Genomic DNA, 24,539 nt, shown 5'->3' with positions numbered 1-24,539 from the left:
GCACCCGTGCGGGTGGCCCTCCCGGTCCCGTCTCAGGCGGGCGGTGCCCGGGGCCGACGGACGGGACGGAGCCGGTGCCCTGCCGGTGCCCTGTCGTCCAGCCCGAGGAGGTGCCCGCCGGTGGTCCCCGTCGCGCTCCGTCCGCACGAGCGGCTCGGCCTCCTCGTCGTCGTCGCGGCCGGCGCGCTCGCCGCGCTCGTCACGGTGGTCGCCGCCGCCGCGTGGCCCGTGGTCCTCGGGGCGGTGACGCTGCTCGCGCTGGTCGCGGTGGTGGTCGGCACCGCCGTCCGCCGTCCCGCGGACCGACCCGGCTGGGTCGCCCTGGCCGTCGTCCTCGGCGCCTGGTGCACGTCCTCCGCGCTGGGCCTCCTCGACGACCGGGGCGGCACCCCGGCGCTCGTGGCGGCCGCGGCGGGGCAGGGGGTCGGGGTGGTCCTGCTCCTGCGGGCGCTGCTCACCGGCCGACCCACGGCACGCCGCCGGCGCGGCGCCGGCGGCGTCGTCGACCTGGCGATCCTCCTCGTCGTCGCCGCCCTCGTGGCGGCCCAGCTCGTCGTCGCCATGCGGGACGGCGGCCGGCTCACGGGCGCCGGCGCCATGACGACCGCCGCGCTCGACGTGCTCCTCCTCGCGCTCCTCCTGCGCTTCGCCGTGTCGCGCGCCGGCCTCACGCCGGCGTCGGCCGTCCTCGCCCTCGGCGCGGGCCTCGCGCTCGTCCACCACCTCGTGGGCGTCGTCGCGGCCCCTGCCGGCGGGGGCGGGGCCGGGCTCCAGGCGGTCGCGGCCGCCGCGCTCGCGCTCCTCGGCGGCGCCGCGCTGATGCCCTCGATGGGCACGGCCCTGCGGCCCCGCGGCCACCGGCGCGCCGCCTCCCTCCAGCTGCTCGGGCTCGCCCCGCTCGTCGCCGTCTCGCCCGTGCTGTGGTCGGTGCAGGAGCGCGCCGACCGGGCGGGGGACGGCCTGCCGACCGAGGCCTTCGTCCTCGTCGGCGCCCTCATCGCCCTCCTCGGCGTCGTCCGCGGCGTGCTGGCGCTGCGGGCGAGCGAGCGGGCGGCCGACCACGACCCCCTCACGGACCTGCGCAACCGGCGCGGCCTCGAGGCCGCCTTCGACCTCCGGGCCGCCTCCCCGGACGGCCTCCTGCTCTGCCTCGTCGACCTCGACGACTTCAAGCAGGTCAACGACACCTACGGGCACGAGGTCGGCGACGAGCTGCTGCGCGGCGTCGCCGCGGCGCTGCTCCGCGCGGCCGGCCCGGAGGCCGTGGTCGCCCGCCTCGGCGGCGATGAGTTCGTCGTCCTGCTCCCCGGCGGGCACGAGCAGGGGCGCGCCGACGAGGCCGTCACCGACGCGCCCGTGCGCCGCCACGCCGGCACCCCCGCCCGCCTCCTCGCCGCCCTGCAGGAGCCGCTGCGCGCCGCGGGCCACGAGCTGCGGACGCGCGCCAGCGTCGGCGTCGTCCACGTCGTCGCGCCGACGACGCTCCACCAGGCGATGACCCGCGCCGACATCGCCATGTACCGCGCCAAGGCCGCGGGCAAGGACGGCGTCGTCGACTACCGGCCGCGGATGCGCGCCGAGGTCCAGCGGCGGCAGCGGCTCGCCGAGGACCTGCGGCTACTTCTGGAGGGCGCGTCGCCGGCGCGGGTCGGGCAGCTCGTCGTCCACCACCAGCCGCTCGTGCAGCTGTCCACCGGCCAGGTCGTCGGGTCGGAGGCGCTCGTGCGCTGGCACCACCCGTACCTGGGCCTGCTGCCGCCGCTGGACTTCCTCGACATCGCCCACGAGCACGCGCTGGAGCCGGCGATGGACGCCCTCGTCCTCGACACGGCCCTGCGGCAGGTGGGCCGCTGGCTCGCCGACGGCCTGGCGGCGGTGCCGGTCAGCGTCAACGTCACCCCGGCGAGCCTGCTCGGCGGGGGCCTCGACGCCCGGGTCCGCCGGGCGCTCGCCGAGCACGCCGTGCCGGCCTCGCTCCTGCGGCTGGAGATCACCGAGCACGAGCAGGTGCCCGCGTCGCCGGAGGTCGTCTCCGTCCTCGAGGTCCTCGAGGCGGCGGGCGTCCGGGTCAGCCTCGACGACTTCGGGGCCGGGTACACCTCGCTCGGCTACCTCCAGCGCTTCCCCGTGTCGCTGCTCAAGCTCGACCGCTCGCTCGTCGTCGCGGCCCGGGAGGACGCCGGGGAGCTGCTCGCGGGCATCGCCGCGATGGCCGCCGCGCTGCGGCTCGACGTCCTCGCCGAGGGCGTGGAGACGGTCGAGCAGCGCGACCACCTCGTGGGGCTGGGCATCCGCTACGGCCAGGGCCACCTCTTCGCGCCGGCGCTCGCCGTCGCCGACATGGAGGCGCTGCTCCCGCGCGCGGGGGCGCCGGGACCGCCCGCGCAGCGCAGCGGCCCGGGCGCGGCCGACCGGGCCGGCGCCGTCCGCTGACGCCGGCGGTGACCACGGACGACGACGGCCCGGGAGTCGCTCCGGCGGAGCGCCTCCCGGGCCGTCGCCCGTCGCCCCGGGCGGGGTGACGTGGGTCAGTGCGGGTTGTGCGAGCCCTGGTCGATGTGGTCCTGCCGCTCCTCGCTGTGGTCGCCCGACCACAGCACGTGGTAGGTCCCCTCGGCGTCGACGCGGCGGTATGTGTGCGCCCCGAAGAGGTCGCGGAGGCCCTGGACGAGCGAGGCGGGCAGCCGGTCGCGCCGCAGCCCGTCGTAGTAGGCGAGCGCGCTGGAGAAGCCTGGCGTCGGGATGCCCAGGTGCACGGCGGTGGCCACGACGCGGCGCCACGCGTCCTGCGCGTCGGCGACGGCCGAGGCGAAGTAGTCGTCCAGCAGCAGCGAGGCCAGGTGCGGGTCGGCGTCGTAGGCCTGCTTGATCCGGTCGAGGAAGCGGGCGCGGATGATGCAGCCGCCGCGCCAGATCGTCGCCATCATCCCGCGGTCGACGCCCCAGCCGTACTGCTCGCTGGCGGCGGTGATCTGGTCGAAGCCCTGCGCGTACGCGACGACCTTCGAGGCGTACAGCGCCTGGCGGACGGCGTCGACGAAGCCCTCGGCGTCCGCGCCCTCGAGCGCGCCGCCCGTGGGGCCGGCGAGGCCCTTGGCCTGCACCGCGGCCCGCTGGTCGGCGGCGCCGGACAGCGCGCGCGCGAAGACGGCCTCGGCGATGCCGCTCACCGGGACGCCGAGGTCGAGCGCGGACTGGACCGTCCAGCGGCCCGTGCCCTTCTGCTCGGCCTCGTCCACGACGACGTCGACGAAGGGCCGGCCGGTGCGGGCGTCGGTGTGCCGCAGGACCCGCGCGGTGATCTCGACGAGGAAGGACTCGAGGTCCCCGGAGTTCCACTCGTCGAAGACGTCGGCCAGCTCGGCGGGCGAGAGGCCCAGGCCCTGGCGCAGCAGGTCGTAGGCCTCGGCGATGAGCTGCATGTCGGCGTACTCGATGCCGTTGTGCACCATCTTGACGAAGTGCCCGGCGCCGTCGGGGCCGACGTAGGTGCAGCACGGGGTGCCGTCCACCTCGACCGCGATGGACTCGAGGATCGGGCCGAGCGCCTCGTAGGACTCCCGCGAGCCGCCGGGCATGATCGACGGGCCGAGGAGCGCGCCCTCCTCGCCGCCGGAGACGCCGGTGCCGACGAAGTGCATCCCCTTCTCCTTGAGGGCGGCCTCGCGGCGGCGGGTGTCCTCGAAGTGGGCGTTGCCCGCGTCGACGACGATGTCGCCCTCCTCGAGCAGCGGCGTCAGCTCGTCGATGACGGCGTCCGTGGCGGGGCCGGCCTTGACCATGACGATGACGCGGCGGGGCTTGGCGAGGGAGGCGACGAAGTCCTCGACCGAGTGCGACGGGCGGAAGTCGCCCTCGTCGCCGTTCTCGGCGATGAGGTCGTCGACGCGCTGCGACGAGCGGTTGTGGACGGCGACGGCGTGGCCGTGCCGCGCGATGTTGCGGGCGAGATTGCGGCCCATGACCGCGAGGCCCGTGACGCCGATGTCGGCGAGGTCCGGTCGGGTGCCGTCGTTGCTGTCGGAGGTGCTGGCCGCCATGGGGTCTCCCGGTGTCAGGGGGCTCGGTCGGGCTCGTCGGGCGTGCGGGTGCGCCGGGCGGGGCCCGGGCGTCCGGGGTGATGCTGCCGCACCCGGGCGGGCGGGGCGACGGCGGCGTCGACCCGTGGACGGCGGCCGCGACCCCTTCTGACCGCTCACCGCCGGAAGTCGTGCGCCGGGGCTACGGTCGCGGTGGCCGAGGGCGTCCGCCGCGTCGGCGACCGGCCGTCCTGTCGACGACGACGTCCTGGGGGACCCGCATGACCGCTCGCAGACCGACCACCACCGCCGCCCGTGCGCTGACCGCCGGCGCCGCCCGCCCCGCGCTCCTCGTGCTCGCCCTGTCGGCCTCGCTCGTCGCCGCCGCGGCGCCGGCGTCCGCGGCGGTCCCCGACCCCACGGTGACCGGCCCGGTGCCGTGGACGACGGCGGTCGGCGACCCCGGCCACGGCTACACCTTCCTCGCCACGGACTACGGGCTCGCCGAGCGCGGGTACGTCGAGGAGGAGTTCTTCCTCTCCGGCGAGGCCACGCGCTACGCGGCCGACGGCGCCGCGGACGCCACCGTGCTGAGCACCGGCCACGACTACACGACCCGCGTCGTCGTCCGGCGCCCCGTGGACGCCGCCGACTTCAACGGCACGGTCGTCGCCGAGTGGGTCAACGTGTCGAACCAGTGGGACCAGGAGGTCGACTGGTTCCAGACGCACGAGCACCTCGTCCGCGAGGGCTACGCGTGGGTCGGCGTCTCGGCCCAGCGGGCGGGCGTCCACTCCGCCACCGGGCTGCGCGCGTGGGGGCCGGAGCGGTACGGGGACCTCGACGTCACCGACGGCGGCACCGTCACGGACGACACGCTGTCGTGGGACATCTTCTCCCAGGCCGTGCAGGCGGTCCGGGAGCCCGCGGGGACGCCGCTGCTCGGCCCGCTGGCGGCCGAGCGCGTCGTCGCCACCGGCCACTCGCAGTCCGCCGGGCGGCTCTGGAGCTACGTCAACAGCGTCGACCCGCTCGCCGACGTCGTCGACGCCGTCGTCCTCCACGGCGGCGGAGGGGTCATGAGGACCGACCTGGGGACGCCGGTCTTCAAGATCAACAGCGAGACCGACGTGGCGGTCGACCTCCTCGGCGCGGCGCAGCGCCAGCCGGACAGCGACGTCCTCCGCACGTGGGAGGTGTCGGGGGCCTCGCACGGCGACTGGAAGCTCATCACCGACTACGGGCCCCTGCGGCTGCGCGACATCGGCTCCCTGCCCGGCGGCTTCCCGGGCACGCCGCAGACCTGCGCGCAGCCCTCGGGGTCGCGGGTCCCGCAGCACATGGTCCAGTCGACCCTCTACGACCACGTCGCGGCCTGGGTGGAGGACGGCACGGCCCCGCCCTCCGCGCCGGCCATCACGCTGGCGGACGGGACGGTCGCCACCGACGACCGCGGTCTCGGCCTCGGCGGCATCCGGCTCGCGCCGCAGGACGTGCCGCAGCGGCTGAACTCCGGCCTCAACACCGGGCCCGGCTTCTGCTTCCTCGACGGCGCGTCCGCGCCCGTCGACGACGCGACGCTCGCGTCCTGGTACCCCGACGAGGACGCCTACGTGGCCGGGGTGGTGGGCGCCACGGCGGACGCCGTCGCGGCGGGCCACCTCCACGACGGCTTCGCGCAGGACCCGGCCTGGTACAGCGACGTCGTCGAGGCCGTCGAGGAGCGGGTCGCCGACGGCCGGCTCTCCGGCCGGGCCGCCGAGCGGCTCGTCGGCCGCGTCGAGCGGGCGGCCGCGGCGGCCGACGCCGGGGACCTGCGGGCGGCCGCCCGTGAGATGCGCCTGGCCGACGGCGTCGCCGAGCGCCAGCTGCGCGGCGACGGGGACGCCGTCGCCACCGTGGCGCGCTCCACGGCCGCGGTGCGGGCGGTCGTCGCGCTGGGGAGCTGACCGCCGTCGGAGGTCGCTGCGCCGGGGCCCGTGGGTCCCGGCGCACGGCCCCGGTGAGGCCGGGACCGGGTCAGGCGCCGAGCGCCCGCCGCAGCAGGTCGAGCTTGACGCCGGTCTCGGCCAGCTCCGCCGCGGGGTCCGAGCCGCGGACGACGCCGGCGCCCGCGTGCAGGCGCACGGTGTCGCCGCCGGCCACGCCGCAGCGGATGCTCACGGCCCACTCGCCGTCGCCGCTCGCGTCCGCCCAGCCGACGGCGCCGGCGTAGAAGCCGCGGTCCACGGGCTCGAGCTCCTCCACCGCGAGGCAGGCGGCGGCCGCGGGCATCCCGCCGACGGCGGGCGTCGGGTGCAGGGCGCGGGCCAGGTGCAACGACGTCGTCGCGGCGTCCGCCCGGCGGCCCTCGAGGCGGGTCGCGAGGTGCCAGGCGGTGGGCGTGGCGACGAGCTGCGGCCCGGTCGGCACCTGCAGGTCGGCGCACCACGGGCCCAGCGCCGCGACCATCGCCTCGACGACGATGGCGTGCTCGCGGCGGTCCTTGTCCGAGGCGAGCAGCGCGGCGCCCGCCGCGGCGTCGTCGGCCGGGTCGGCCTGCCGCGCAGCGGTCCCCGCCAGCGGCACGGCCGTCACGGTGTCCCCGTGGAGGGCGCACAGCAGCTCGGGGCTCGCGCCGACGAGGGTGCGGCCGGGCCCGCCGGCGGGCGGCTCGCCCGGCTCGTCCGGCAGCGGGACGGCGAAGACGCGGGCCCGCTCGTCGAGGCGGGCCAGCGCGCGCAGGAGCGCCCGCACGTCGACGGGGCCGTCGGTGCGGAGGTCGACCGCGCGGGCGAGGACGACCTTCTCGAGCCGGTCGTCCGCGAGGAGGCGCAGGGCCCGCCGGACCGCGGCGCGGTAGTCCTCCTCGGCCGGGACGGGCCGCTCCTCGACGACGCGGGCGAGGGCGGGCTCGGCGGCCGTGGCCGGCGGGACGACGAGGCGTCCGGCCGCCCGGTGGAGCACCTCCGGCCGCACGAGGGCCGCCGGCACCCCGGTGGCGAAGGGCAGCGCCCCGACGACGACGTCCACCTCGCCCCGGCCCCGCGCCCTACGCAGCCGCTCGGCCACCGCGCCCGGCAGGTCGGTCGTCCACGGCAGGTCGAGCCGCTCGGCGGTGCCCGCGGCGAGCAGCGTGCCGCGCGGGGACGACCAGAGGACGTCCTCGTCGGGACGCCAGGCGTCGAGGAGGGCGGTGGGGGTGGTGACGGCGGCGGGACGCTCGCGCGTCGACCCCCGGCTGCCCGTCACCGCCTCATCATCCCCCCGCCGCCTGCGGGGCCGCGCACGGGGAGGGCCGTACGGTCGACGCCGATGCCTGCCGCCCCTGCCGCCCCGACCGCCTCCTCCACCGCAGCCGCCCGGACCGCCCCGCGGCGCGGCGGCGCGCCCGTCCGCCGGACCGTCGCGCTGGCCGTGGCGGCGACGCTCGGCCTCGCCGGGTGCACCGGCGGCGACGGGGGCGCCGCCCCGGGCGCCGGGGCCGGGGGTGCGGCGTCGCCGACCGCGGAGGCGCCGCTGGTCCGGCCCGCGGCCGTGGACGGCGGCGTCGTCCTGGACGTCGCCGAGGGCGGCGACCGCTCGGTCGCGGCGAGCGCCGCGCTCGTGGCCGCCTCGCCCCTCGTCGTCCTCGTCGACGCGGGCGCGGACGTCGGCGCCGCGGCCGCGCGGGCCGAGGAGCTCGGCGTCCCGCTGCTCGTCGTGGCCGCCGCGCCGGCACCGTCCAGCGGCGCCGAGCCGTCCGACGAGCCGTCCGACGAGCCGTCCGCCGACGCCGCCGAGCCGTCCGCCGACGCCGGCGCGGAGGCCCCCGCCGGCGCGGCGCCGGAGGACGTCGTCGCCGAGGTCGCGCGGCTCGGCGCCGAGCAGGTGCTGGCCGCGGACGACGCCGCGGCGTCCTGGGCGGAGGAGGCGCTCGACGTCGAGGTGCTGCCGGCCGCCGCGGACGTCGAGGCCCCGGCGCCCGCCGCCGCGGGCGCCCCGGTGCTCCTGCTGACGGACGGCTCCGCGGGCGACGTGGCGCCCGCCGCGACCGCCCGGGCCGCGGGGGCCCGCGTCGTCGCCGTCCCCGGGGGCGACCCGCGGGCCGACGGGGACGTCGTCGAGCAGGTGGCCGCCGCGGCGCCCGACGGCGTCGTCGCGACGTCCCCGCTCTTCGGCGACGCCGAGCAGGTCCGTGCGCGGACGGCGGTCGCGGCCACGGGCGTCCAGCTGCCCGGCGGCGGTCAGGTGCCCTTCCCGGGGCGGCACATGGTCGCCCTCTACGGCACGCCCGGGTCGCCGTCGCTCGGCGTCCTCGGCGAGCAGGGCCTCGAGGCCTCGGTCGAGCGGGCCCGGGACGTCGCGGCGGAGTACGAGGACCTCGTGGGCGACCCCGTCGTCCCCACCTTCGAGATCATCACGACGGTCGCCTCCGGCGCGCCGGGGCCGGACGGCGACTACTCCAACGAGCTCGACGCGGACGACCTGCGGCCGTGGGTCGACGCCGCCGGCGAGGCCGGGATCTACGTCGTCCTCGACCTGCAGCCCGGGCGTACCGACTTCCTCACGCAGGCCCGCGCCTACGAGTCCCTCCTCGCGGAGCCCCACGTCGGCCTGGCGCTCGACCCGGAGTGGCGGCTGGAGCCGGACCAGGTGCACCTCGAGCAGGTGGGCCGGGTGGACGTCGAGGAGGTCGAGGAGACCGCGGACTGGCTGGCCGACCTCGTGCGCCGGGAGACGCTGCCGCCCAAGGTCTTCCTGCTCCACCAGTTCCAGCAGCGGATGATCACGGACCGCGGGCGGCTGGACACCTCCCGCGACGAGCTCGTGCCGCTCGTCCACGCGGACGGCCACGGGACCCCGGGCCAGAAGGCCGACACCTACCGCGCGCTGCAGCAGGACGCCCCGGAGGGGATGCGCTGGGGCTGGAAGAACTTCTACGACGAGGACACGCCGACCATGACGCCGGCGGAGACCATGGCCGAGGACCCGCTGCCGGACTTCGTCTCCTACCAGTGACGCACGGAGGGGCGGCGTCCCGCTCCGGTATGCCCGGGACGTGAAGGAGGCGCCGACTTCACGTCCCGGGGACCTCGGGAGGTGAAGGAGACGTCCACTTCACGTCCCGGGGACCTCGGGCGGTGACGTGGACGCCGACTTCACCTCCCGGGCACCACCCGGGGAGGTGAGGTGGACGTCTACGTCACCCCTCGGGCGCCTGGGGGGCGAGGTGGACGCCTCCTCCACCCGCCGGACCGACGTCCGGGAGGTCAGCGCCGGTGCGGGCTGCTCAGCTCGCGCGCCGCCGGGTCGTCGGCGAAGGCCGGGTCCCGCGTGCCGATGTCGCGCCCGACGGACAGGTGCCCGCCGAGGTAGCCGCCGACGGCGGCGACGACGCCGCTGCCGAGCGCGAGGGCGACGCCGAGGCCGTGCTTGTCGTCGTCGCGACGGACCCACCACGAGGCGGCGTACCCGGCCCACGAGGCGCCGTTCGTCACGGCGTGGACGAAGCCGACGCGCTTGTCGCCGCCGCTCGTCCCGACCCACTCGGCGAGGCCGGTCGTGAAGGTCGGCAGCGCGGTGACGCAGCCGAGGCCGAGCAGCAGCCGCGAGGCGGGGCGCGCCTTCTCGCCGCCGAGGAGGTCGAGCGCCGACGCCGACAGCCACGCGCCGATCGGCACGTCGGTCATCGGTGGGTGCACGGCGTGGCCCGAGGGACGGCCGCGCAGGAGCGCCAGCAGGCCGGGGCTCGCGGTGAGGAGCTTCGTCGCGACGCGCTGCTCGGCGTCGGCGGGCGCGTCGAGCCAGCGGGCCCGCTCGAGCGCCTGGACGGCCCGGACGGCGAGCGGCCGCGGCGTCGTGGCGACGCCGCCCTCGGTGGGGCCGCCCTCGCGGGCGCTCGCGCCGGCGGCGCCCGGGGCGCCGGAGGGGCCTGGGCCCGGTGCTGCGGTGGTGGTCATGGTGGAGCCCTCCCGGCCGCCCCCCTGCGGACCGACCTCTGCGTCCCACCCTCGCCGCCCGGACCGCCGCGCGCGCGGTGGGAGCGCTCCCGCCCTGCGGTGCCGGGGACGGAGGACGGCCCCGTGGCCGGTGACGGCCGCCGCCCGCCGTACCGTCGTCCGCGACGCCGAGGACGGCCGCCGGTCCGTCGGCGGGAGCCCGGCGGCCCGGCAGCGGGGGAGCGCGAGGCATGGAGATCGAGGCCCAGGACGTCGCCGTGACGGCGGACGGCGGCGAGGTGCTCCCCCCGACGGGGGTGCTGCTGGTCCCGGGGCGGCGCACGCTCGTGGCCGGCGACCCGGGCGCCGACGGCTCCGCGCCGCTCGCGCTCGCCCTCGCCCTGACCGGCCGTCTCGTGCCCGGCCGCGGCCGCGTCCTCGCCGACGGGCACGACGTCGGCCTCTGGGGCCGCGACGACCTGCGCCGCTCCACGGCCCTGGTCGACGCGCCCGGCGTCGACGAGCCCGAGCCCGTCCTCCCGCTGCGCGCCGCCGTCGCCGAGGAGCTGCGGGCCCGCCGCGAGCCCGCCGGCGCCGACGACGCCCGCGCCTGGCTGGAGGACCGCGGCCTCGCCGCGCACGCCGACGTCCTCGCCCGCGACCTGGCCCCCGGCCCGCGCACCCGGGCGCTGGCGCACCTCGCGGCCGGCCGGCCCGGCGTCGTCGCGCTCGTCCTCGTCCGGCCCGACCGGGGCGGCGGGGACCCCCGCGACGAGGGCGGCTGGTGGGACGTCGCCGGCGACCTCGCGGACGACGGCCTCGCGGTCGGCGTCTGCGTCGGCCGTCCCGCGGCCGCCGTGCTCGAGGGAGCCGGGCTGCTGCGCGCCGACGACCTCCGCGCCACCCACGGCGTCCCGCGCGCCGCGCGCCCCGACGACCTGCCGGCCCCGCACGCCGGCCGCGTCACGGCGGGGGTGACGCTGTGAGCGCGCGACCCGGCGGCGGGCTCGCCGCGTCCCTCGGCGCAGCGTGGGCGGCCGCCCGCGCCGGGGCCGGCAGCGAGGCCCGCCGGCTCTCGGCGTCCCGGATGGCGCGGCTGACCCTCGTCGCCCTGGCCGTCGTCCCGACCCTCTACGCCGGCCTCTACCTCTGGGCCAACGACGACCCCTACGGCCGCCTCGACGAGGTGCCGGCGGCGCTCGTCGTCGAGGACGAGGGCGCCTCCACCGGCGGGGTGCTCGTCTCCCTCGGCGCGCAGGTGGCGTCCGACCTCGAGGCCGACGGCTCCTTCGACTGGCAGCGCACCGACGCCGCGGACGCCGCGGCGGGGGTCGCCGACGGCCGCTACGAGGCCGCCGTCACCATCCCGTCCGGCTTCTCGGCCGACCTCGCGACCGTCCAGGCCGCCGTCTCCGCGGGCGAGCCCGCGCCGCCGCGCCAGGCCCAGCTGCTGCTGACGACGAACGACGCGACGAGCTACATCGGGCGGACCGTCGCCGAGCGGGTCGTCGACGCGACCCGCCAGGCCGTCGTCGACCAGGTGGGCACGCAGACCGCCGACTCCTTCCTCGTCGGCTTCGCCACCGTGTCGCAGCAGCTGCGCGAGGCCGCGGACGGCGCCACGCAGCTCGGCGAGGGCCTCGGCGGCGCCGTCGAGGGGGCCGACGCGCTCACGACCGGCGCGGGCGCCCTCGTGCAGGGGCAGGAGGCCCTCGTGCAGGGCACCGGCGCGCTCGCCGACGGCGCCGGGCAGCTCGCCGACGGCACGGGCGCGGCCGTCGGCGGCGTCGACCAGCTCGTCACCGGCGTCGAGCAGCTCGACGCCGGGGCCGGGGCGCTCGCCGACGGGCTCGGGCAGCTGGAGGACGGGACCGCCGCCCTCCCCGCCCAGGCGCAGGCGCTCGCCGACGGCGCCTCCGCCGTCGCCGACGGCAACGCCCAGGTGGCCGCGACGGCGACCGCCCTCGCCGACGCCTCCGCGCAGGCGGTCGAGGGCCTCGACGCCGCCCGCGCCGACCTGGCCGCGCAGCTCACCGCGCTCGGCCTCGACGACACCCAGGTGGCGGCGGTGCTCGAGCAGGCCGACGGCCTCGTGGCCCCCGTGCGCGACGCGCAGGAGCAGGTCGCCGAGGCGGACGCCGCGCTCGGCGCGCTCGCGACCGGCTCCCGCCAGGTGGCCGACGGCGCCGGCGCGCTCGCCGAGGCGGCGCCCGCCCTGGCCGGCGGCATCGCCGCGTCCTCGCAGGGCGCCTCCGCCCTCGCCGAGGGCACGGGGCAGCTGGCCGACGGCGTCGGCCCGCTGGCCGACAGCGCCCGCGCGCTGGACCAGGGCGCCTCCGCCCTGGCGGACGGAGCGTCGCAGCTGGCCGACGGCCAGGAGCAGGCCCTCGCGGGCACGCAGCAGCTCGCCGACGGCGCCGGCGCCCTCGCCGAGGGGCTGGTGCCCGCCCGCGACGGCGCCACCGCCCTCGCCGACGGCCTCGAGCAGGGCGCGGCCGGGGTCCCGGCGCTCGACGACGACCAGCGCGAGCGCGCCGTCGGGGGCATCACGGACCCGGTGGCCACGCAGAGCACCTCCGACGCGACGGTCTCCGGGTACGGCGCGGGGCTCGCCCCCTTCTTCCTCGCCCTGTCGCTGTGGATCGGCGGCTACGTCCTCTTCCTCGTCGTCCGGCCGCTCTCGCGGCGGGCCGCGGCCGCCGGGCGCTCCGCGCTCGGGACGGCGGTCGGCGGGTACGCGCCCGCGCTGGCCCTCGGCGTCGTCCAGGCGGTGCTGCTGTGGGGCGTCGTCGTCGGCGTCCTGCGGCTCGAGCCGGCCCAGCCGCTGGGCCTGCTGGCGATGATGCTGCTCACCTCGGCGGCCTTCGTCGCCGTCGTCCACGCGCTCGTCGCGTGGCTCGGGCTGCCAGGGCAGTTCCTCGGGCTCGTGCTCCTCGTGCTCCAGCTCGTCAGCGCGGGCGGCACCTTCCCGTGGCAGACGCTGCCCGCGCCCCTGGCCTCGCTCCACCACGTCCTGCCGATGGGCTACGCCGTCGACGCCCTGCGCGCCCTCGGCGCCGGGGGGACCGACGTCTCGGCGCGCCCGGTGCTCGAGGCCGTCGCGGTGCTGGGGGCCTACCTCGTCGTCTCCCTCGTCGCGACGGCGCTCGCCGCCCGCCGCCGCCGGGTGGTGGCCGTCTCCGCGCTGCGGCCGCTCCCCGCCTGACGCACGGCCCGCGCGGACCCGTCCGGACGTCCGGGGCTGGTCCCCGGAGCGTGGCCGTGCGTACAGTGTTACTCGCCAGTAACACCCCAGCCGAGCACCCGGCGCGACCCGCCGGGACGGCCCCTGCGGAGGCGCGCGATGACGACCACCGACCCCACGCCCCGGGAGCACGACGTCCCGGCCCCCGTCGGGACGACGCCGCCCGCCCCGCCCGCCCCGCCGGCCCCGCCCGCCCCGCGTCGCCGCCCCGGCCGGGCGCGCCGCGAGGCGCGGCGCCCGGACGGGCCGCCGGCGCCCCCCGCCCCGGCGCCCCTCGTCACGGCGGCCGACCTCACGGCCCTCCTCGACGGCCGCTGGGGGTGGGTGCGGGAGGAGGCACGGGCGACGCTGCCCGCGGGCCTCTTCACCACCGACCCGCACGCGCCGCTCGACGTCTACCGCGACGAGGTCATGGACCTCGTGCGGCAGGTCGGGGCCACCGGCTCGCCCGTGCACTCGTTCCCGCCGTCCGTGGGCGGCGAGGGCGACGTCGGCGCGAGCGTCGTCCAGTTCGGGATGCTCGGCTACGGCGACCTGTCGGTCATGATCAAGTCCGGCGTCCACTTCGGCCTCTACGGCGGCGCGGTGCAGAGCCTCGGCAGCGACCGGCACCACCGCCGGTACCTGCCGCCGGTGCTCTCGCTGGAGACCGTCGGCTGCTTCGCCATGACGGAGACCGCGCACGGCTCGGACGTCGCCTCGCTCGAGACGACCGCCACCTACGACCGTGCCACCGGCACCTTCGTGCTCTCGACCCCGCACGACGGCGCCCGCAAGGACTACATCGGCGGCGCGGCCCGGCACGCGCGGGTGGCCGCCGTCTTCGCGCAGCTCGTCACGGGCGGCCCCGACGAGGAGCCGACGGGCCGCGGCGTCCACTGTTTCGTCGTCCCGCTGCGCGACGCGGACGGCCGCCTGCTGGCGGGCGTCGAGGCCGAGGACGACGGGCACAAGATGGGGCTGAACGGCGTCGACAACGGCCGGCTGCGCTTCACCGACGTCCGCGTCCCCCGCGAGGACCTCCTCGACCGCTTCGCGCAGGTCGCCGAGGACGGCCGCTACTCGAGCAGCATCGCGAGCGCGGGGCGCCGCTTCTTCGCGACGCTCGGCGCGCTCGTGCGCGGCCGCGTCTGCATCGCGGCGGGTGCCGGGTCGGCCACGCAGGTCGCCCTCGCCACGGCGGTCCGGTACGGCCTGTCCCGCCGGCAGTTCGCGCGGCCGGGCGCCGCACCGGGCGACCCCGAGGTCGTGCTGCTCGACTACCGGGCCCACCAGCGGCGGCTCATGCCGGCCCTCGCGACGACGTACGTCCTCGCCCTCGCCACCGAGGAGCTGACGGCCCGGCTCCACGACGTGCAGACGGCGCCCGCCCCGGCCGACGACACGGCCCAGCGGGAGCTCGAGACCCGGGCCGCCGGCCTCAAGGCCGTCGCGACGGCGCACGCGACGGCGACCGTCCAGACCTGCCGCGAGGCCTGCGGCGGCGCGGGGTACCTCGCTGTCAACCGGCTCCCGCAGCTCAAGGCGGACACCGACGTCTTCACGACCTTCGAGGGTGACAACACCGTCCTCCTGCAGCTCGTCGGCAAGCACCTGCTCGCCGGGTACGCCGCGGACTTCGGCGACCTCGGTACGTGGGGGACCGTGCGCGCCGTCGTCGACCAGGCCGTGAGCCGGCTCGCCGAGCGGTCGACCGCCCGCGTCACCCTCCAGCGGCTGCGGGAGGCCGCCCCCGGCCGCGGTGACGACCGGCAGGACCTGCGCGACCGGGGCTGGCAGCTGCGGCTCCTCCTCGAGCGCGAGGCGCACCTGCTCGTCGGCGTCGCCCGCCGCCTGCGCCGGGCGGGGGCCCAGGGCGCGGACGCGGCGGCCGTCGTCGACGACGCGCAGGACCACCTGCTCGCCGCGGCGCGGGCGCACGTGGACCGGGTCGTCGTCGAGGCCCTCGTCGCGGCCGAGGAGGCCTGCGAGGACGACGGGGTCCGCGCGCTGCTCGGCCGGGTCGGCGACCTCCACGTGCTGTCCGTGGTCGAGCGCGAGCGGGCCTGGTACCTCGAGCACGGGTGGCTGACGCCGGGCCGCAGCAAGGCGGTCCTCGCCGAGGTCAACGCGCTCTGCCGGGAGGTGCGGGCGGACGCCCGGCTGCTCGTCGACGGCTTCGGCATCCCCGAGGCCTGGCTCACCGCGCCCATCGCGCACGGGGCGGTCCCGGCGGCCGTGTCCTCCCCGCGCGGGGACGGCGAGGTGCCGGCGCCCGTCGACGGCCCGCAGGGCGCGGCCGCCGTCGTCGCCGACCACGTGCCGCTGCAGGCGGGCTGACGCCGGGCCGCAGGAGAAGGTCGCGGTGACGGCGCGTCACCGCAGGTCGGGGGCCCGCGGACGGCGGCGGGGCCGACCTACTCCTGCGCTCCTGCGGCGGTCAGCCGGTGCCGGACCTCGGGGAAGGTGACGGCGGGCACGCCGTCGAGCTCGGCCCGCTCGACGACGCGCGTGGTGCCGTCGGGGTGCCACCCGCGACGCTCGTAGAAGCGCCGGGCGCGGGTGTTGCCGGTCAGCGCCCAGAGGACGGGCGGCTCGTCGGCGCCGACGGCCAGGAGCTCGGCCGTCGCCGCGGCGAGCAGCCGCCCCCCGACGCCCGTGCCCCAGTGCTCGGGGAGGACGTAGAGCGAGCGGACCTCGCCGGCCTCGTCGGGCAGGTCGTCGTCGCGGCAGGGCCCGAAGGCGCACAGCGCGACGAGAGCGCCGTCCTCCTCGACGACGAGGACGCCGTCCGGCCCCGAGGCCGTCGTGCGCCAGCGCGCCTCGCGCGCCGACGGGTCGAGGGCGTCGAGGTAGTCGTCGCGGACGAGCCCGCGGTAGCCGGCGCGCCAGCCGGCGACGTGCACGGCGGCCAGGGCGGGGGCGTCGTCGGGGACGGCGGGGCGCAGGACGCTCATGGCCGCACGGTGCCAGGTCGGCGCGGGTGGTGGTCCGTGCCCTGACGGGTGGTCCTGCTCCGGCGCGCACGCTGCCGCGCCCGTCCCTCGCTACCGTCGAGCGACCCCGACATCCCCCCGTCCTCGGAGGACACCGTGCTCGCCGCCACCGCCTCGTCCGCCGCCGCCGCCGGCTTCGCCGTCGGAGTCCTCATCGGCTGGCTGCTCCTGCTCGCGCTCGTCGTGGGCGGGATCCTCCTCGTCGTCAGCTCCCGCCGCTCGTCGCGGCGCGCGGCCGAGCACGGTGCGTCCGGCGCGCCCGGGCCGGCGCCCTCGAAGGGCACGGCCAAGCTCGTGGTCGGCGTGGTCCTGCTCGTCCTCGGCGTCCTGGGCGTCCTCGGTCAGCTGGCGAGCCTCGGGATGGCGTCCTCGGGCATGTGACCGGGCCGGTGGTCCTCGCCGGGCACCGGCCGTGAGAGGCCGTGGTGGGCGGACGGACCAGCCGCCCGTGGCGGCGGGGGAGGATGGGTCCATGGCGGACGAGGAGCGGGCGGACGGCGCGGACGGGGCGGTCCGGTGGCTCGACGCCGAGGAGGACCGCACCTGGCGCGACCTGCTGACGATGACGCAGCTGCTCCAGGTGAGCCTCGACCGGCAGATGCGCACCGAGGCCGGGATGCCCCAGACGTACTACACGGTCCTCGCGATGCTCTCCGAGGCGCCGGGCCGTCGGCTGCGGATGAGCCGCCTCGCCGAGATCACGACGTCCTCGCCGAGCCGCATCTCCCACGCCGTCACCCGCCTGGAGGAGAAGGGGTGGGTCGAGCGCAGCCGCGCCGAGGAGGACGGCCGGGGCGCCGTCGCCGCCCTCACCGACGCCGGGTGGGACGTGCTGCACCGCACCGCGCCCGGCCACGTCGAGCAGGTGCGGCGGGTGCTGTTCGACCCCTTGACGGTGGAGCAGCGGCGGGTCCTCGGCGAGATCTGCACCGCGGTGCTCGGCGCGCTGGAGAGCAGCCCGCACGGCGTCACGCGCGAGGAGTGCGCCGAGGCGGGGTGACGTCCGTCACGCCTCCGGGTCCCGGGCGCCGTCGGCCCGCCGTCGCGGTGGGGCGTGCGTCCCGGCGGCGGTTACGGTCCTCCGCGTGAGCACCCCGCCCCCGGCCCGGCGTCGTCCCGAGCGGGTCTACCCGCCGGTCATCGCCCTGGCGAAGACGTCCTTCCGCGTGCTGGGGATCCGCACCCGGCTCGAGGGGCTGGAGAACGTCCCGGCGGTCGGCGGCGGCGTCATCGCGAGCACCCACGTCGGCTACACCGACTTCGTCTTCGCCGGTCTCGCGCCGTGGGAGGCGCACCGCCGCCTCACGCGGTTCATGGCCAAGGAGAGCGTCTTCCGGCACCGCCTGGCCGGCCCGCTCATGCGGGGCATGCACCACATCCCCGTCGACCGCGCCGCCGGCTCGGGCTCCCTGCGGGCGGCGCTGCGGGCGCTGTCCGAGGGCGAGCTCGTCGGCCTCTTCCCCGAGGCGACGACGTCGCGCTCCTTCGTCGTCAAGCCGCTCAAGTCCGGCGCCCTCCGGATGGCCGCGTCCGCGCGGGTGCCGCTGCTGCCCACCGCCGTCTGGGGCACGCAGCGCCTCTACGGCAAGGGCACCCCGCGGGACCTCAGCCGCGGCCAGACGGTGACCGTGCGGGTCGGCGAGCCGATGGAGGTCACCTCCGCCGACGTGCGCGGTGACCGCCTCGAGGTCACGACGACCGAGCTCCGCCGTCGCCTGCAGGACCTGCTCGACGAGGTCCAGGCCGAGCACCCCGACACCACGGACCCCCGGTACCGCGGGGCCTGGTGGCTGCCCCGCCACCTCGGGGGCAGCGCCCCGACGCCCGAGGAGGCCGACGGCGCACCGCGCCTGCCGCGGGCCTGAGGCGGCGCCCGTCCGCGGCCCGGCCGCGGGCGCCGGACCGCGGAGGAGCGGGCCGGTCAGCCGGTCACGACGGCGCACGGCACCGCCAGCCGGTACGGCCGGTGGGCCAGCAGCGGGCCGAGCGCCCGCCGCACGCGGGACAGCTCCGCCCGCACGGTGACGGTGCGGTCGGCGTCGCCGAGCACCGCGGCGGCCAGCTGGGCGGCGCTCAGCCCCTCCGGGTGCCGGGCCAGCGTCGTCAGCAGGTCCGCGTGGCGCGGGGTCAGCGGGTGCTCCCACGCGCCCTCGCCCGAGGCGACGCGCAGCACCGCGGGCCGGGCCGACAGGTCGAGCACCACCCCCGTGGCCGTGGTCCCGGCCCCGGCGGCCGGCCCCGCGGGCCGCAGCAGCCACCCGCCCGGGAGGGCCTCCGCCGTCCAGGCGCCGAGCGAGGGCAGCCACAGCGGGCCGGGCCGCAGGCCCGTCGGCAGCCACACGCGGCGGGGCACCTCCACCTCGCGGGCGGCGGCGGTCGCGCCGTCGGGGGTGACGACGGCGGCCGGGCCGTCGAGGGCCCGCAGGACGGGGTCCGCCACCTCGCGCAGCGCCGCGAGGCGCTGCTCCACCTCCGCGCGCAGCTCCAGCTCGACGAGCCGCGCGACGGCGTCGACGAGGGCCACGGTGCTCTGGTGGACGGTCTGCGCCGGCCCGGACAGGTCGACGACGCCGATGGCCTCGCGCGTCACGGGGTCGTGGAGCGGGGCGGCGGCGCACGTCCAGGCCGTGTGGGCCTCGGCGTAGTGCTCGGCGGCGAAGACGTGGACGGCCTCGCCCGTGACGATCGACGTCCCGATGGCGTTCGTGCCCACCGCGCGCTCGTCCCACGCCGAGCCCTCGACGAAGCCGAGGGCGTCGGCCCGGCGCCGCACCGCCGCCCCGCCCTCGCGCCACAGCACCCGGCCGCCCGCGTCGGCCACGACGACGATCTGGCCGGCGGCCTCCGCGGCGGGCAGCAGCCGGCTCCGCAGCAGCGGCATGAGCGGCTCGAGGCCGCTGGCCCGGCGGTGCTCGGCCAGGGCGGCGTCGCCGAGCGCGGGCACCTCCCCGGCGCCGGCGGGGTCGAGGCCCGAGCCCCGCGACCGGCGCCACGAGGCGCCGATGACCGTCCGCACCGGCTGGCCGGCCCGGGGGCCCGCGCCGCCGAGGACCGCCAGGCGGGTGCGCTGCAGGCGGCGGGCGTGCTCGCGGGGGTCGGTGCCCAGCGGCAGTGCGCTCTGGGCCCGCTCGGGCGCAGGGGCGGGGGTCGGCACGGGACCTCCTCTCGGCGCGCGGCGACGGTGCCGTGCCGGCGAAGGGTGCCCCCGCGGGGCCGTCGCCGTCCAGCACGGGTCCGCCCCGGCGGACCCCCCGGGCGGCGACGTCGCTGCAACCCCCGGTGCAACCCCTGGCCCGGCCGACCGGACGGGCGCACGCTCGCGACCTCGCCGGCGACGACGGAGCCGCCGGCCGGACCGCCCCCGGGAGGCGCTCGCGATGAGCCAGACCCTCGACCACCCCGCGCTCGGGCCGACGGCGGAGGCCGCGCCCGACCTCGCCGCCGCCCGCCGCGACGGCACCACCGTTCCGACGGCGCAGGAGCGCGCCGAGGCGTGGCTCGCCGCCTTCGAGGCGGCGCTGGGCCGGGCCGACGCCGAGGAGGTGGCCGGTCTCTTCGCCACCTCCTGCTTCTGGCGCGACCTCGTCGCCTTCACCTGGAACATCACGACGGCGGAGGGCCGCGAGGAGGTCGCCGAGCGCGTGCGCGCCACGGCGGCCCGCACGAGCGCCTCCGGCTTCGCGACGAGCGAGCCGGCGACCGACGCGAGCGCGCCCGACGGGCGTCCCACCGTCGAGGCCTGGATCACCTTCGAGACGGCCGTCGGCCGCGGCAAGGGCCTGCTGCGCCTGGTCCGCGAGGACGAGGACGAGGGCGGGGACGGCGGCGAAGGACCGGGCCGCGACGTCGCGTGGACCCTGCTGACGACGCTCTTCGAGCTCAAAGGCTTCGAGGAGCCGCAGGACGGCCGCCGGCCGCGGGGCGCCGAGCACGGCGTCCACCGCGGCCGCAGCAGCTGGCGCGAGCGGCGCGACGCGAGCGTCGAGGGCTGGGGCGGCGAGCGCCAGCCGCACGTGCTCGTCGTCGGCGGCGGCCAGGGCGGCATCGCCCTGGGCGCCCGGTTGCGCCACCTCGACGTGCCGACGCTCGTCGTGGACGCCCACGCGCGGCCCGGCGACCAGTGGCGCGGGCGCTACAAGAGCCTCTGCCTGCACGACCCGGTCTGGTACGACCACCTTCCGTACCTGCCCTTCCCGCGGAGCTGGCCGGTCTTCGCGCCGAAGGACAAGATCGGTGACTGGCTCGAGATGTACGTGAAGGTCATGGAGGTCGACTACTGGGGCTCGACCCGCGTCGTCTCCGCGCGGCGCGACGACGGAGCGGGGACCTGGGAGGTCCGCCTCGAGCGTCGCCGACCCGGTGCCGACGGCGGGGGGGACGACGTCGAGCACGTCGTCCTGCGCCCCACCGAGCTGGTCCTGGCCACGGGCATGTCCGGCAAGCCCAACGTCCCCGCCTTCCCCGGTGTCGAGCGCTTCCGCGGCGACCAGCACCACTCCAGCGCGCACCCGGGCCCGGACGCCTACCGCGGGAAGAAGGCGGTGATCATCGGGGCCAACAACTCCGCCCACGACATCGCGGCGGCCCTGTGGGAGAACGGCGCCGAGGTGACGGTGGTCCAGCGCTCGTCGACGCACGTCGTGCGGTCGGACTCGCTGATGGAGGTGGGCCTCGGCGCGCTGTACTCCGAGGAGGCCTTGGCCGCGGGCGTCACGACGGAGAAAGCGGACCTCGTCTTCGCGTCGCTGCCGTACCGGATCATGCACGAGTTCCAGATCCCCCTGTACGAGGAGATCGCCCGGCGCGACGCCGACTTCTACGAGCGGCTCGAGAGGGCCGGCTTCTGGCTCGACTGGGGCGACGACGGCTCGGGCCTCTTCATGAAGTACCTGCGCCGCGGCTCCGGCTACTACATCGACGTGGGCGCCAGCGAGCTCTTCGCGGACGGCAGCGTCACGGTCGTCCACGAGCCCGTCCGCGAGCTCGTGGAGGACGCCGTCGTCCTCGACGACGGCACCCCGGAGGGACGGCGGCTGCCCGCCGACCTCGTCGTCTACGCCACCGGCTACGGCTCCATGAACGGCTGGGCGGCCGACCTCATCTCGCCCGAGGTGGCCGACCGCGTCGGCAAGGTGTGGGGCCTCGGCTCCGACACCACCAAGGACCCCGGCCCCTGGGAGGGGGAGCAGCGCAACATGTGGAAGCCGACCCAGCAGGAGGGCCTGTGGATGCACGGCGGCAACCTCCACCAGTCGCGGCACTACTCGCTGTACCTGGCGCTCCAGCTCAAGGCCCGCTACGAGGGGCTCGACACCCCCGTGCACGCGCTCGCGCCCGTGCACCACACCCGGTGAGCGCCCGATGAGGGCGGCGAGGTGGCACGCCCGCGGGGACGTGCGCGTGGAGGAGGTGCCCGAGCCGGAGCTGCTCCCCGGCACGGTGGCCGTCGAGGTGGCCTGGTGCGGGATCTGCGGGACCGACCTCCACGAGTTCACGGAGGGGCCGATCTTCATCCCGCCGGCCGGGCACCCCCACCCGGTGTCCGGGGAGAGCGCCCCGCTCGTCATCGGCCACGAGTTCTCCGGGACGGTGACGGCGCTCGGCGAGGGCGTGCACGACCTCGAGGTCGGCGCGGCCGTCGTCGTGGAGCCGTACATCCTCCGCCCGGGCACGCCGACCGGCGACGACGACAGCTACCAGCTCAGCCCCGACATGAACTTCATCGGGCTGGGCGGCCGCGGCGGCGGCCTGGCCGAGAGGGTCGTCGTCGAGCGGCGGTGGGTCCACCCCGTCGGGGACGTGCCCCTGGACCAGGCGGCCCTCGTCGAGCCGCTGGCGGTGGGCCACCACGCCTACCGCCGCAGCGGGGCGCGGGCCGGTGACGTCGCGCTCGTCGGCGGGGCCGGGCCCATCGGGCTGCTCCTCGCGGCGCTGCTCCGCGCCGAGGGCCTGCGCGTGCTGCTCACCGAGGTCAGCGAGGCGCGCAAGGCCAAGGCGCGGGACACCGGCGTCGCCGAGGAGGTGCTGGACCCGCGGGACGGGTCCGTCGCGGACCGGGTGCGCGAGCTGACCGGCGGCCGGGGCGCCGACGTGTGCTTCGAGTGCTCGAGCGTCCAGCCGGTCCTCGACACGCTCCTCGACGCGGTGCGCCCGGGCGGCGTGGTCGTCAACGTGTCGATCTGGGGGCACCGGGCCGAGCTGGACATCCAGCGGCTCGTGCTCAAGGAGGTCGACCTGCGCGGGACCATCGGCTACGCCGGCGACCATCCCGCGACCATCCGCCTCGTGCAGGAGGGGCGGGTGGACCTCGCGCCCTTCATCACCCACCGCATCGGGCTCGACGAGCTCGTCGACGTCGGCTACGACACGCTCCTCCACCGCACCGAGGAGGCGGTGAAGATCCTCGTCAGCCCGCGACGCTGAGCCGACGGACGGCGGCGCACCGGCGGCGGCCGGTGCGCCGTCGAGCGCTGCCGCGGGTCGTCAGACGACGCCGTAGAGCCGGTCCCCGGCGTCCCCGAGGCCCGGGACGATGTAGCCGTCGGCGTCCAGCCGCTCGTCGACGCCCGCGGTGACGACGCCGACGCGGTCGTCGTCACCGACGGCCTCGCGGAGGTTGGCGATGCCCTCGGGGGCCGCCAGCAGGCAGAGGGCCGTGACGTCCTCCGCGCCCTTGTCGAGGAGGAAGTGGACGGCCGCCGCGAGGGTGCCGCCCGTGGCGAGCATGGGGTCGAGGACGTAGCACTGGCGGCCGGACAGGTCGTCGGGCAGCCGGTTGGCGTACGTCGTCGCCTCGAGGGTCTTCTCGTCGCGGATCATCCCGAGGAAGCCCACCTCGGCCGTCGGCAGCAGCCGGGTCATGCCGTCGAGCATCCCCAGGCCGGCGCGGAGGATCGGCACGACGAGCGGCTTCGGGGTCGCCAGCCGGATGCCGGTGGCGGCGGCCACGGGGGTGCGGAGCTCGACCGTCGTCGTCCGCACGTCCCGGGTCGCCTCGTAGGCGAGGAGCGTCACCAGCTCGTCCGCCAGGCGGCGGAAGGTCGGCGAGTCGGTCTCCCGGTCGCGCAGCACGGTCAGCTTGTGGGCGACGAGCGGGTGGTCCGCGACGTGCAGGCGCATGGCGCAAGACCCTAGCCGTGCGCCACCATCGCCCCATGTCCTACTTCACGGCCGTGATCACCCGCACCGACGGCGCCTGGCGCTCGCACGACGTCGACCTCGAGGACGTCACCGACCTCGACGACCTCGCCGACGTCCTGCGCGGCACCGTGTCCGACGGCGGGACCGCGCTGGCCGTGCTCGAGCACGAGGACGAGTGGTTCGCCGTCGTCCGGGTCGACGGCGACGACGTCGCGGCCGCCGAGGGCGTGGACGACGACGTCCGCCTCTTCGTCTCCGACCTGCCGGCGAGCCAGCGCAGCCACTACGCCGACCTCCTGGCGCCCGCCGCCGAGGTCGAGACCGAGGTGGGCGACCTCCCCGAGGAGGCGCCCGAGGAGGTCACCGACCCCGCCGCCCGCAGCCAGGGCCCCGCCGCCCGCGCCGCCGCCGAGGCGCCCGTCCCCGTGGACGACGAGGACGAGGCGGACGCCGAGGACGAGGACGAGACCGAGGGCGAGCGGGACGACCGGACCCCCGGCCTGTCCCCGTGGTCCGGCGACCCCGAGCTGCTGACCGACCTCGGCGTCGACCGTGCCCGGCTCCTCGCCGTCGTCGAGGGGACCCCGCAGGACCCGGACGGGGCGCTCGCCCAGCTCGGCGCGGACTGCGGCTTCGAGGACCTGCTCGAGGCCCTGCGCTGACGCCGGCGGCCGGCCCTCTCGCCGGGCTCCACCCCGGCTCGCCGGCCGAGCTGCACGCGCTCGTGGGGCTGGCCCTCGACGTCGCCGGGGAGACGGCCCCGTCCGGCGACGTCCCGGTCGGGGCCGTCGTCGTGGCGGCCGACGGCACGCTGCTCGGCACGGGGGCCAACCGGCGCGAGGCCGACGGCGACCCGACGGCGCACGCCGAGGTCCTCGCCCTGCGCGCGGCGGCCCGCGCTGCCGGCACCTGGCGGCTCGAGGGCGCGACGCTCGCCGTCACGCTCGAGCCCTGCGCCATGTGCGCCGGCGCCCTGCTGCTCGCCCGCGTGCGGCGGGTGGTCCTCGGCGCGTGGGACCCGAAGGCCGGCGCGACGGGGTCGGTCCTCGACGTCGTCCGCGACCGTCGCCTCCCGCACCGGGTCGAGGTCGTCGGCGGGGTGCGCGAGGAGGAGTGCGGCGCGCTGCTGCGCGACTTCTTCGCCGCGCGGCGACCGGGCGCGGCGGGAGACGACCCGGTCGTCGACCTGTCCACGTGGACGGGGGTCGTCCCGGGGCGCTAGGTCTCGTGCGGCCCCCGGGGCCACTCCACCACCGCGATG

At 78.0% G+C, this 24,539-nt stretch carries 19 protein-coding genes; 13 read left to right on the top strand and 6 right to left on the bottom strand.

What is annotated here, in order from left to right; translation table 11 throughout:
- The first annotated feature begins 120 nt into the window (after positions 1 to 120).
- Positions 121 to 2,433: a putative bifunctional diguanylate cyclase/phosphodiesterase gene (locus tag EDC03_RS03825; RefSeq protein ID WP_123378899.1), complete on the top strand. Its 2,313-nt coding sequence runs from the start codon at positions 121 to 123 to the stop codon at positions 2,431 to 2,433.
- 95 nt (positions 2,434 to 2,528) lie between these two features.
- Here the strand turns inward: EDC03_RS03825 and gndA are convergent, their stop codons facing one another.
- A complete protein-coding gene (gene gndA / locus EDC03_RS03820) occupies positions 2,529 to 4,040 on the bottom strand; it encodes an NADP-dependent phosphogluconate dehydrogenase (RefSeq protein ID WP_123378898.1) in 1,512 nt (503 codons plus the stop codon).
- Positions 4,041 to 4,300: 260 nt separating this feature from the next.
- Between gndA and EDC03_RS03815 the strand changes: the two genes are divergently transcribed.
- On the top strand, positions 4,301 to 5,968 hold the full coding sequence (locus EDC03_RS03815) for an alpha/beta hydrolase domain-containing protein (protein ID WP_123378897.1): 1,668 nt from the start codon (positions 4,301 to 4,303) through the stop codon (positions 5,966 to 5,968).
- Between the two features lie 70 nt (positions 5,969 to 6,038).
- Here EDC03_RS03815 and EDC03_RS03810 read toward each other — a convergent pair whose 3' ends face one another.
- A complete protein-coding gene (locus EDC03_RS03810) occupies positions 6,039 to 7,250 on the bottom strand; it encodes an isochorismate synthase (RefSeq protein WP_123378896.1) in 1,212 nt (403 codons plus the stop codon).
- A gap of 63 nt (positions 7,251 to 7,313) precedes the next feature.
- On the opposite strand from EDC03_RS03810, the gene EDC03_RS03805 reads away from it, so the two are divergent.
- Positions 7,314 to 8,999: a hypothetical protein gene (locus EDC03_RS03805; protein ID WP_199719990.1), complete on the top strand. Its 1,686-nt coding sequence runs from the start codon at positions 7,314 to 7,316 to the stop codon at positions 8,997 to 8,999.
- Between the two features lie 251 nt (positions 9,000 to 9,250).
- Here EDC03_RS03805 and EDC03_RS03800 read toward each other — a convergent pair whose 3' ends face one another.
- Complete coding sequence (locus tag EDC03_RS03800) at positions 9,251 to 9,940, bottom strand: DUF2231 domain-containing protein (protein WP_123378895.1); 690 nt, start codon at positions 9,938 to 9,940, stop codon at positions 9,251 to 9,253.
- A gap of 230 nt (positions 9,941 to 10,170) precedes the next feature.
- Between EDC03_RS03800 and EDC03_RS17785 the strand changes: the two genes are divergently transcribed.
- The 3 genes from EDC03_RS17785 (at position 10,171) to EDC03_RS03790 (ending at position 15,482) form a co-directional block, all read left to right on the top strand.
- Entirely contained in the window at positions 10,171 to 10,905 is a 735-nt protein-coding gene (locus EDC03_RS17785; protein WP_199719922.1) for a hypothetical protein, read from the top strand.
- The gene (locus EDC03_RS03795; RefSeq protein WP_199719921.1) at positions 10,902 to 13,124 is read left to right on the top strand and encodes a YhgE/Pip domain-containing protein; all 2,223 of its coding nucleotides are present in this window, start codon (positions 10,902 to 10,904) and stop codon (positions 13,122 to 13,124) included. The genes EDC03_RS17785 and EDC03_RS03795 overlap by 4 nt, the downstream gene beginning before the upstream one ends.
- Positions 13,125 to 13,262: 138 nt before the next feature.
- Complete coding sequence (locus tag EDC03_RS03790; RefSeq protein WP_123378894.1) at positions 13,263 to 15,482, top strand: acyl-CoA dehydrogenase family protein; 2,220 nt, start codon at positions 13,263 to 13,265, stop codon at positions 15,480 to 15,482.
- Between the two features lie 77 nt (positions 15,483 to 15,559).
- On the opposite strand, the gene EDC03_RS03785 is transcribed toward EDC03_RS03790, so the two are convergent.
- Complete coding sequence (locus tag EDC03_RS03785; RefSeq protein WP_123378893.1) at positions 15,560 to 16,099, bottom strand: GNAT family N-acetyltransferase; 540 nt, start codon at positions 16,097 to 16,099, stop codon at positions 15,560 to 15,562.
- Between the two features lie 135 nt (positions 16,100 to 16,234).
- On the opposite strand from EDC03_RS03785, the gene EDC03_RS03780 reads away from it, so the two are divergent.
- From EDC03_RS03780 to EDC03_RS03770, 3 genes are all read left to right on the top strand, one after another.
- Positions 16,235 to 16,519, top strand: coding sequence for a hypothetical protein (locus EDC03_RS03780; RefSeq protein ID WP_123378892.1), 285 nt, complete (start codon positions 16,235 to 16,237; stop codon positions 16,517 to 16,519).
- A 91-nt stretch (positions 16,520 to 16,610) separates the two neighbouring features.
- On the top strand, positions 16,611 to 17,138 hold the full coding sequence (locus tag EDC03_RS03775; protein WP_123378891.1) for a MarR family winged helix-turn-helix transcriptional regulator: 528 nt from the start codon (positions 16,611 to 16,613) through the stop codon (positions 17,136 to 17,138).
- An 85-nt stretch (positions 17,139 to 17,223) separates the two neighbouring features.
- Positions 17,224 to 18,003 (top strand): lysophospholipid acyltransferase family protein, encoded by a 780-nt coding sequence (locus EDC03_RS03770; protein WP_123378890.1) that lies wholly within the window; start codon positions 17,224 to 17,226, stop codon positions 18,001 to 18,003.
- A 56-nt stretch (positions 18,004 to 18,059) separates the two neighbouring features.
- On the opposite strand, the gene EDC03_RS03765 is transcribed toward EDC03_RS03770, so the two are convergent.
- Complete coding sequence (locus tag EDC03_RS03765) at positions 18,060 to 19,292, bottom strand: helix-turn-helix domain-containing protein (protein WP_123378889.1); 1,233 nt, start codon at positions 19,290 to 19,292, stop codon at positions 18,060 to 18,062.
- A 223-nt stretch (positions 19,293 to 19,515) separates the two neighbouring features.
- Between EDC03_RS03765 and EDC03_RS03760 the strand changes: the two genes are divergently transcribed.
- Together EDC03_RS03760 and EDC03_RS03755 are read left to right on the top strand one after the other, a co-directional pair.
- Positions 19,516 to 21,492: a flavin-containing monooxygenase gene (locus tag EDC03_RS03760; RefSeq protein ID WP_123378888.1), complete on the top strand. Its 1,977-nt coding sequence runs from the start codon at positions 19,516 to 19,518 to the stop codon at positions 21,490 to 21,492.
- Between the two features lie 7 nt (positions 21,493 to 21,499).
- Entirely contained in the window at positions 21,500 to 22,561 is a 1,062-nt protein-coding gene (locus EDC03_RS03755; RefSeq protein WP_123378887.1) for a 2,3-butanediol dehydrogenase, read from the top strand.
- A 60-nt stretch (positions 22,562 to 22,621) separates the two neighbouring features.
- On the opposite strand, the gene upp is transcribed toward EDC03_RS03755, so the two are convergent.
- Positions 22,622 to 23,257, bottom strand: a complete 636-nt coding sequence (gene upp / locus EDC03_RS03750) for a uracil phosphoribosyltransferase (protein ID WP_123378886.1) — start codon at positions 23,255 to 23,257, stop codon at positions 22,622 to 22,624.
- A 35-nt stretch (positions 23,258 to 23,292) separates the two neighbouring features.
- Here upp and EDC03_RS03745 point away from each other — a divergent pair, with 35 nt between their 5' ends.
- Positions 23,293 to 23,940 carry a tRNA adenosine deaminase-associated protein gene (locus EDC03_RS03745; RefSeq protein ID WP_123378885.1) on the top strand — a complete coding sequence of 216 codons (648 nt, stop codon included), beginning with the start codon at positions 23,293 to 23,295 and terminating at the stop codon, positions 23,938 to 23,940.
- 62 nt (positions 23,941 to 24,002) lie between these two features.
- On the top strand, positions 24,003 to 24,500 hold the full coding sequence (locus EDC03_RS03740; protein ID WP_123378884.1) for a nucleoside deaminase: 498 nt from the start codon (positions 24,003 to 24,005) through the stop codon (positions 24,498 to 24,500).
- Positions 24,501 to 24,539: the final 39 nt, after the last annotated feature.

Source organism: Pseudokineococcus lusitanus, from assembly GCF_003751265.1.
GTDB lineage: Bacteria > Actinomycetota > Actinomycetes > Actinomycetales > Quadrisphaeraceae > Pseudokineococcus > Pseudokineococcus lusitanus.
This window is presented reverse-complemented; position numbering and strand designations above follow the sequence as displayed.

What these genes read in the sequence shown, in the direction of transcription:
- gndA (WP_123378898.1), bottom strand. Translation starts at nt 4,040, where the DNA reads ATGGCGGCCAGCACCTCCGACAGCAACGACGGCACCCGACCGGACCTC.
- EDC03_RS03815 (WP_123378897.1), top strand. Translation starts at nt 4,301, where the DNA reads ATGACCGCTCGCAGACCGACCACCACCGCCGCCCGTGCGCTGACCGCC.
- EDC03_RS03805 (WP_199719990.1), top strand. Translation starts at nt 7,314, where the DNA reads ATGCCTGCCGCCCCTGCCGCCCCGACCGCCTCCTCCACCGCAGCCGCC.
- EDC03_RS03800 (WP_123378895.1), bottom strand. Translation starts at nt 9,940, where the DNA reads ATGACCACCACCGCAGCACCGGGCCCAGGCCCCTCCGGCGCCCCGGGC.
- EDC03_RS17785 (WP_199719922.1), top strand. Translation starts at nt 10,171, where the DNA reads ATGGAGATCGAGGCCCAGGACGTCGCCGTGACGGCGGACGGCGGCGAG.
- EDC03_RS03790 (WP_123378894.1), top strand. Translation starts at nt 13,263, where the DNA reads ATGACGACCACCGACCCCACGCCCCGGGAGCACGACGTCCCGGCCCCC.
- EDC03_RS03785 (WP_123378893.1), bottom strand. Translation starts at nt 16,099, where the DNA reads ATGAGCGTCCTGCGCCCCGCCGTCCCCGACGACGCCCCCGCCCTGGCC.
- EDC03_RS03775 (WP_123378891.1), top strand. Translation starts at nt 16,611, where the DNA reads ATGGCGGACGAGGAGCGGGCGGACGGCGCGGACGGGGCGGTCCGGTGG.
- EDC03_RS03760 (WP_123378888.1), top strand. Translation starts at nt 19,516, where the DNA reads ATGAGCCAGACCCTCGACCACCCCGCGCTCGGGCCGACGGCGGAGGCC.
- EDC03_RS03755 (WP_123378887.1), top strand. Translation starts at nt 21,500, where the DNA reads ATGAGGGCGGCGAGGTGGCACGCCCGCGGGGACGTGCGCGTGGAGGAG.
- upp (WP_123378886.1), bottom strand. Translation starts at nt 23,257, where the DNA reads ATGCGCCTGCACGTCGCGGACCACCCGCTCGTCGCCCACAAGCTGACC.
- EDC03_RS03745 (WP_123378885.1), top strand. Translation starts at nt 23,293, where the DNA reads ATGTCCTACTTCACGGCCGTGATCACCCGCACCGACGGCGCCTGGCGC.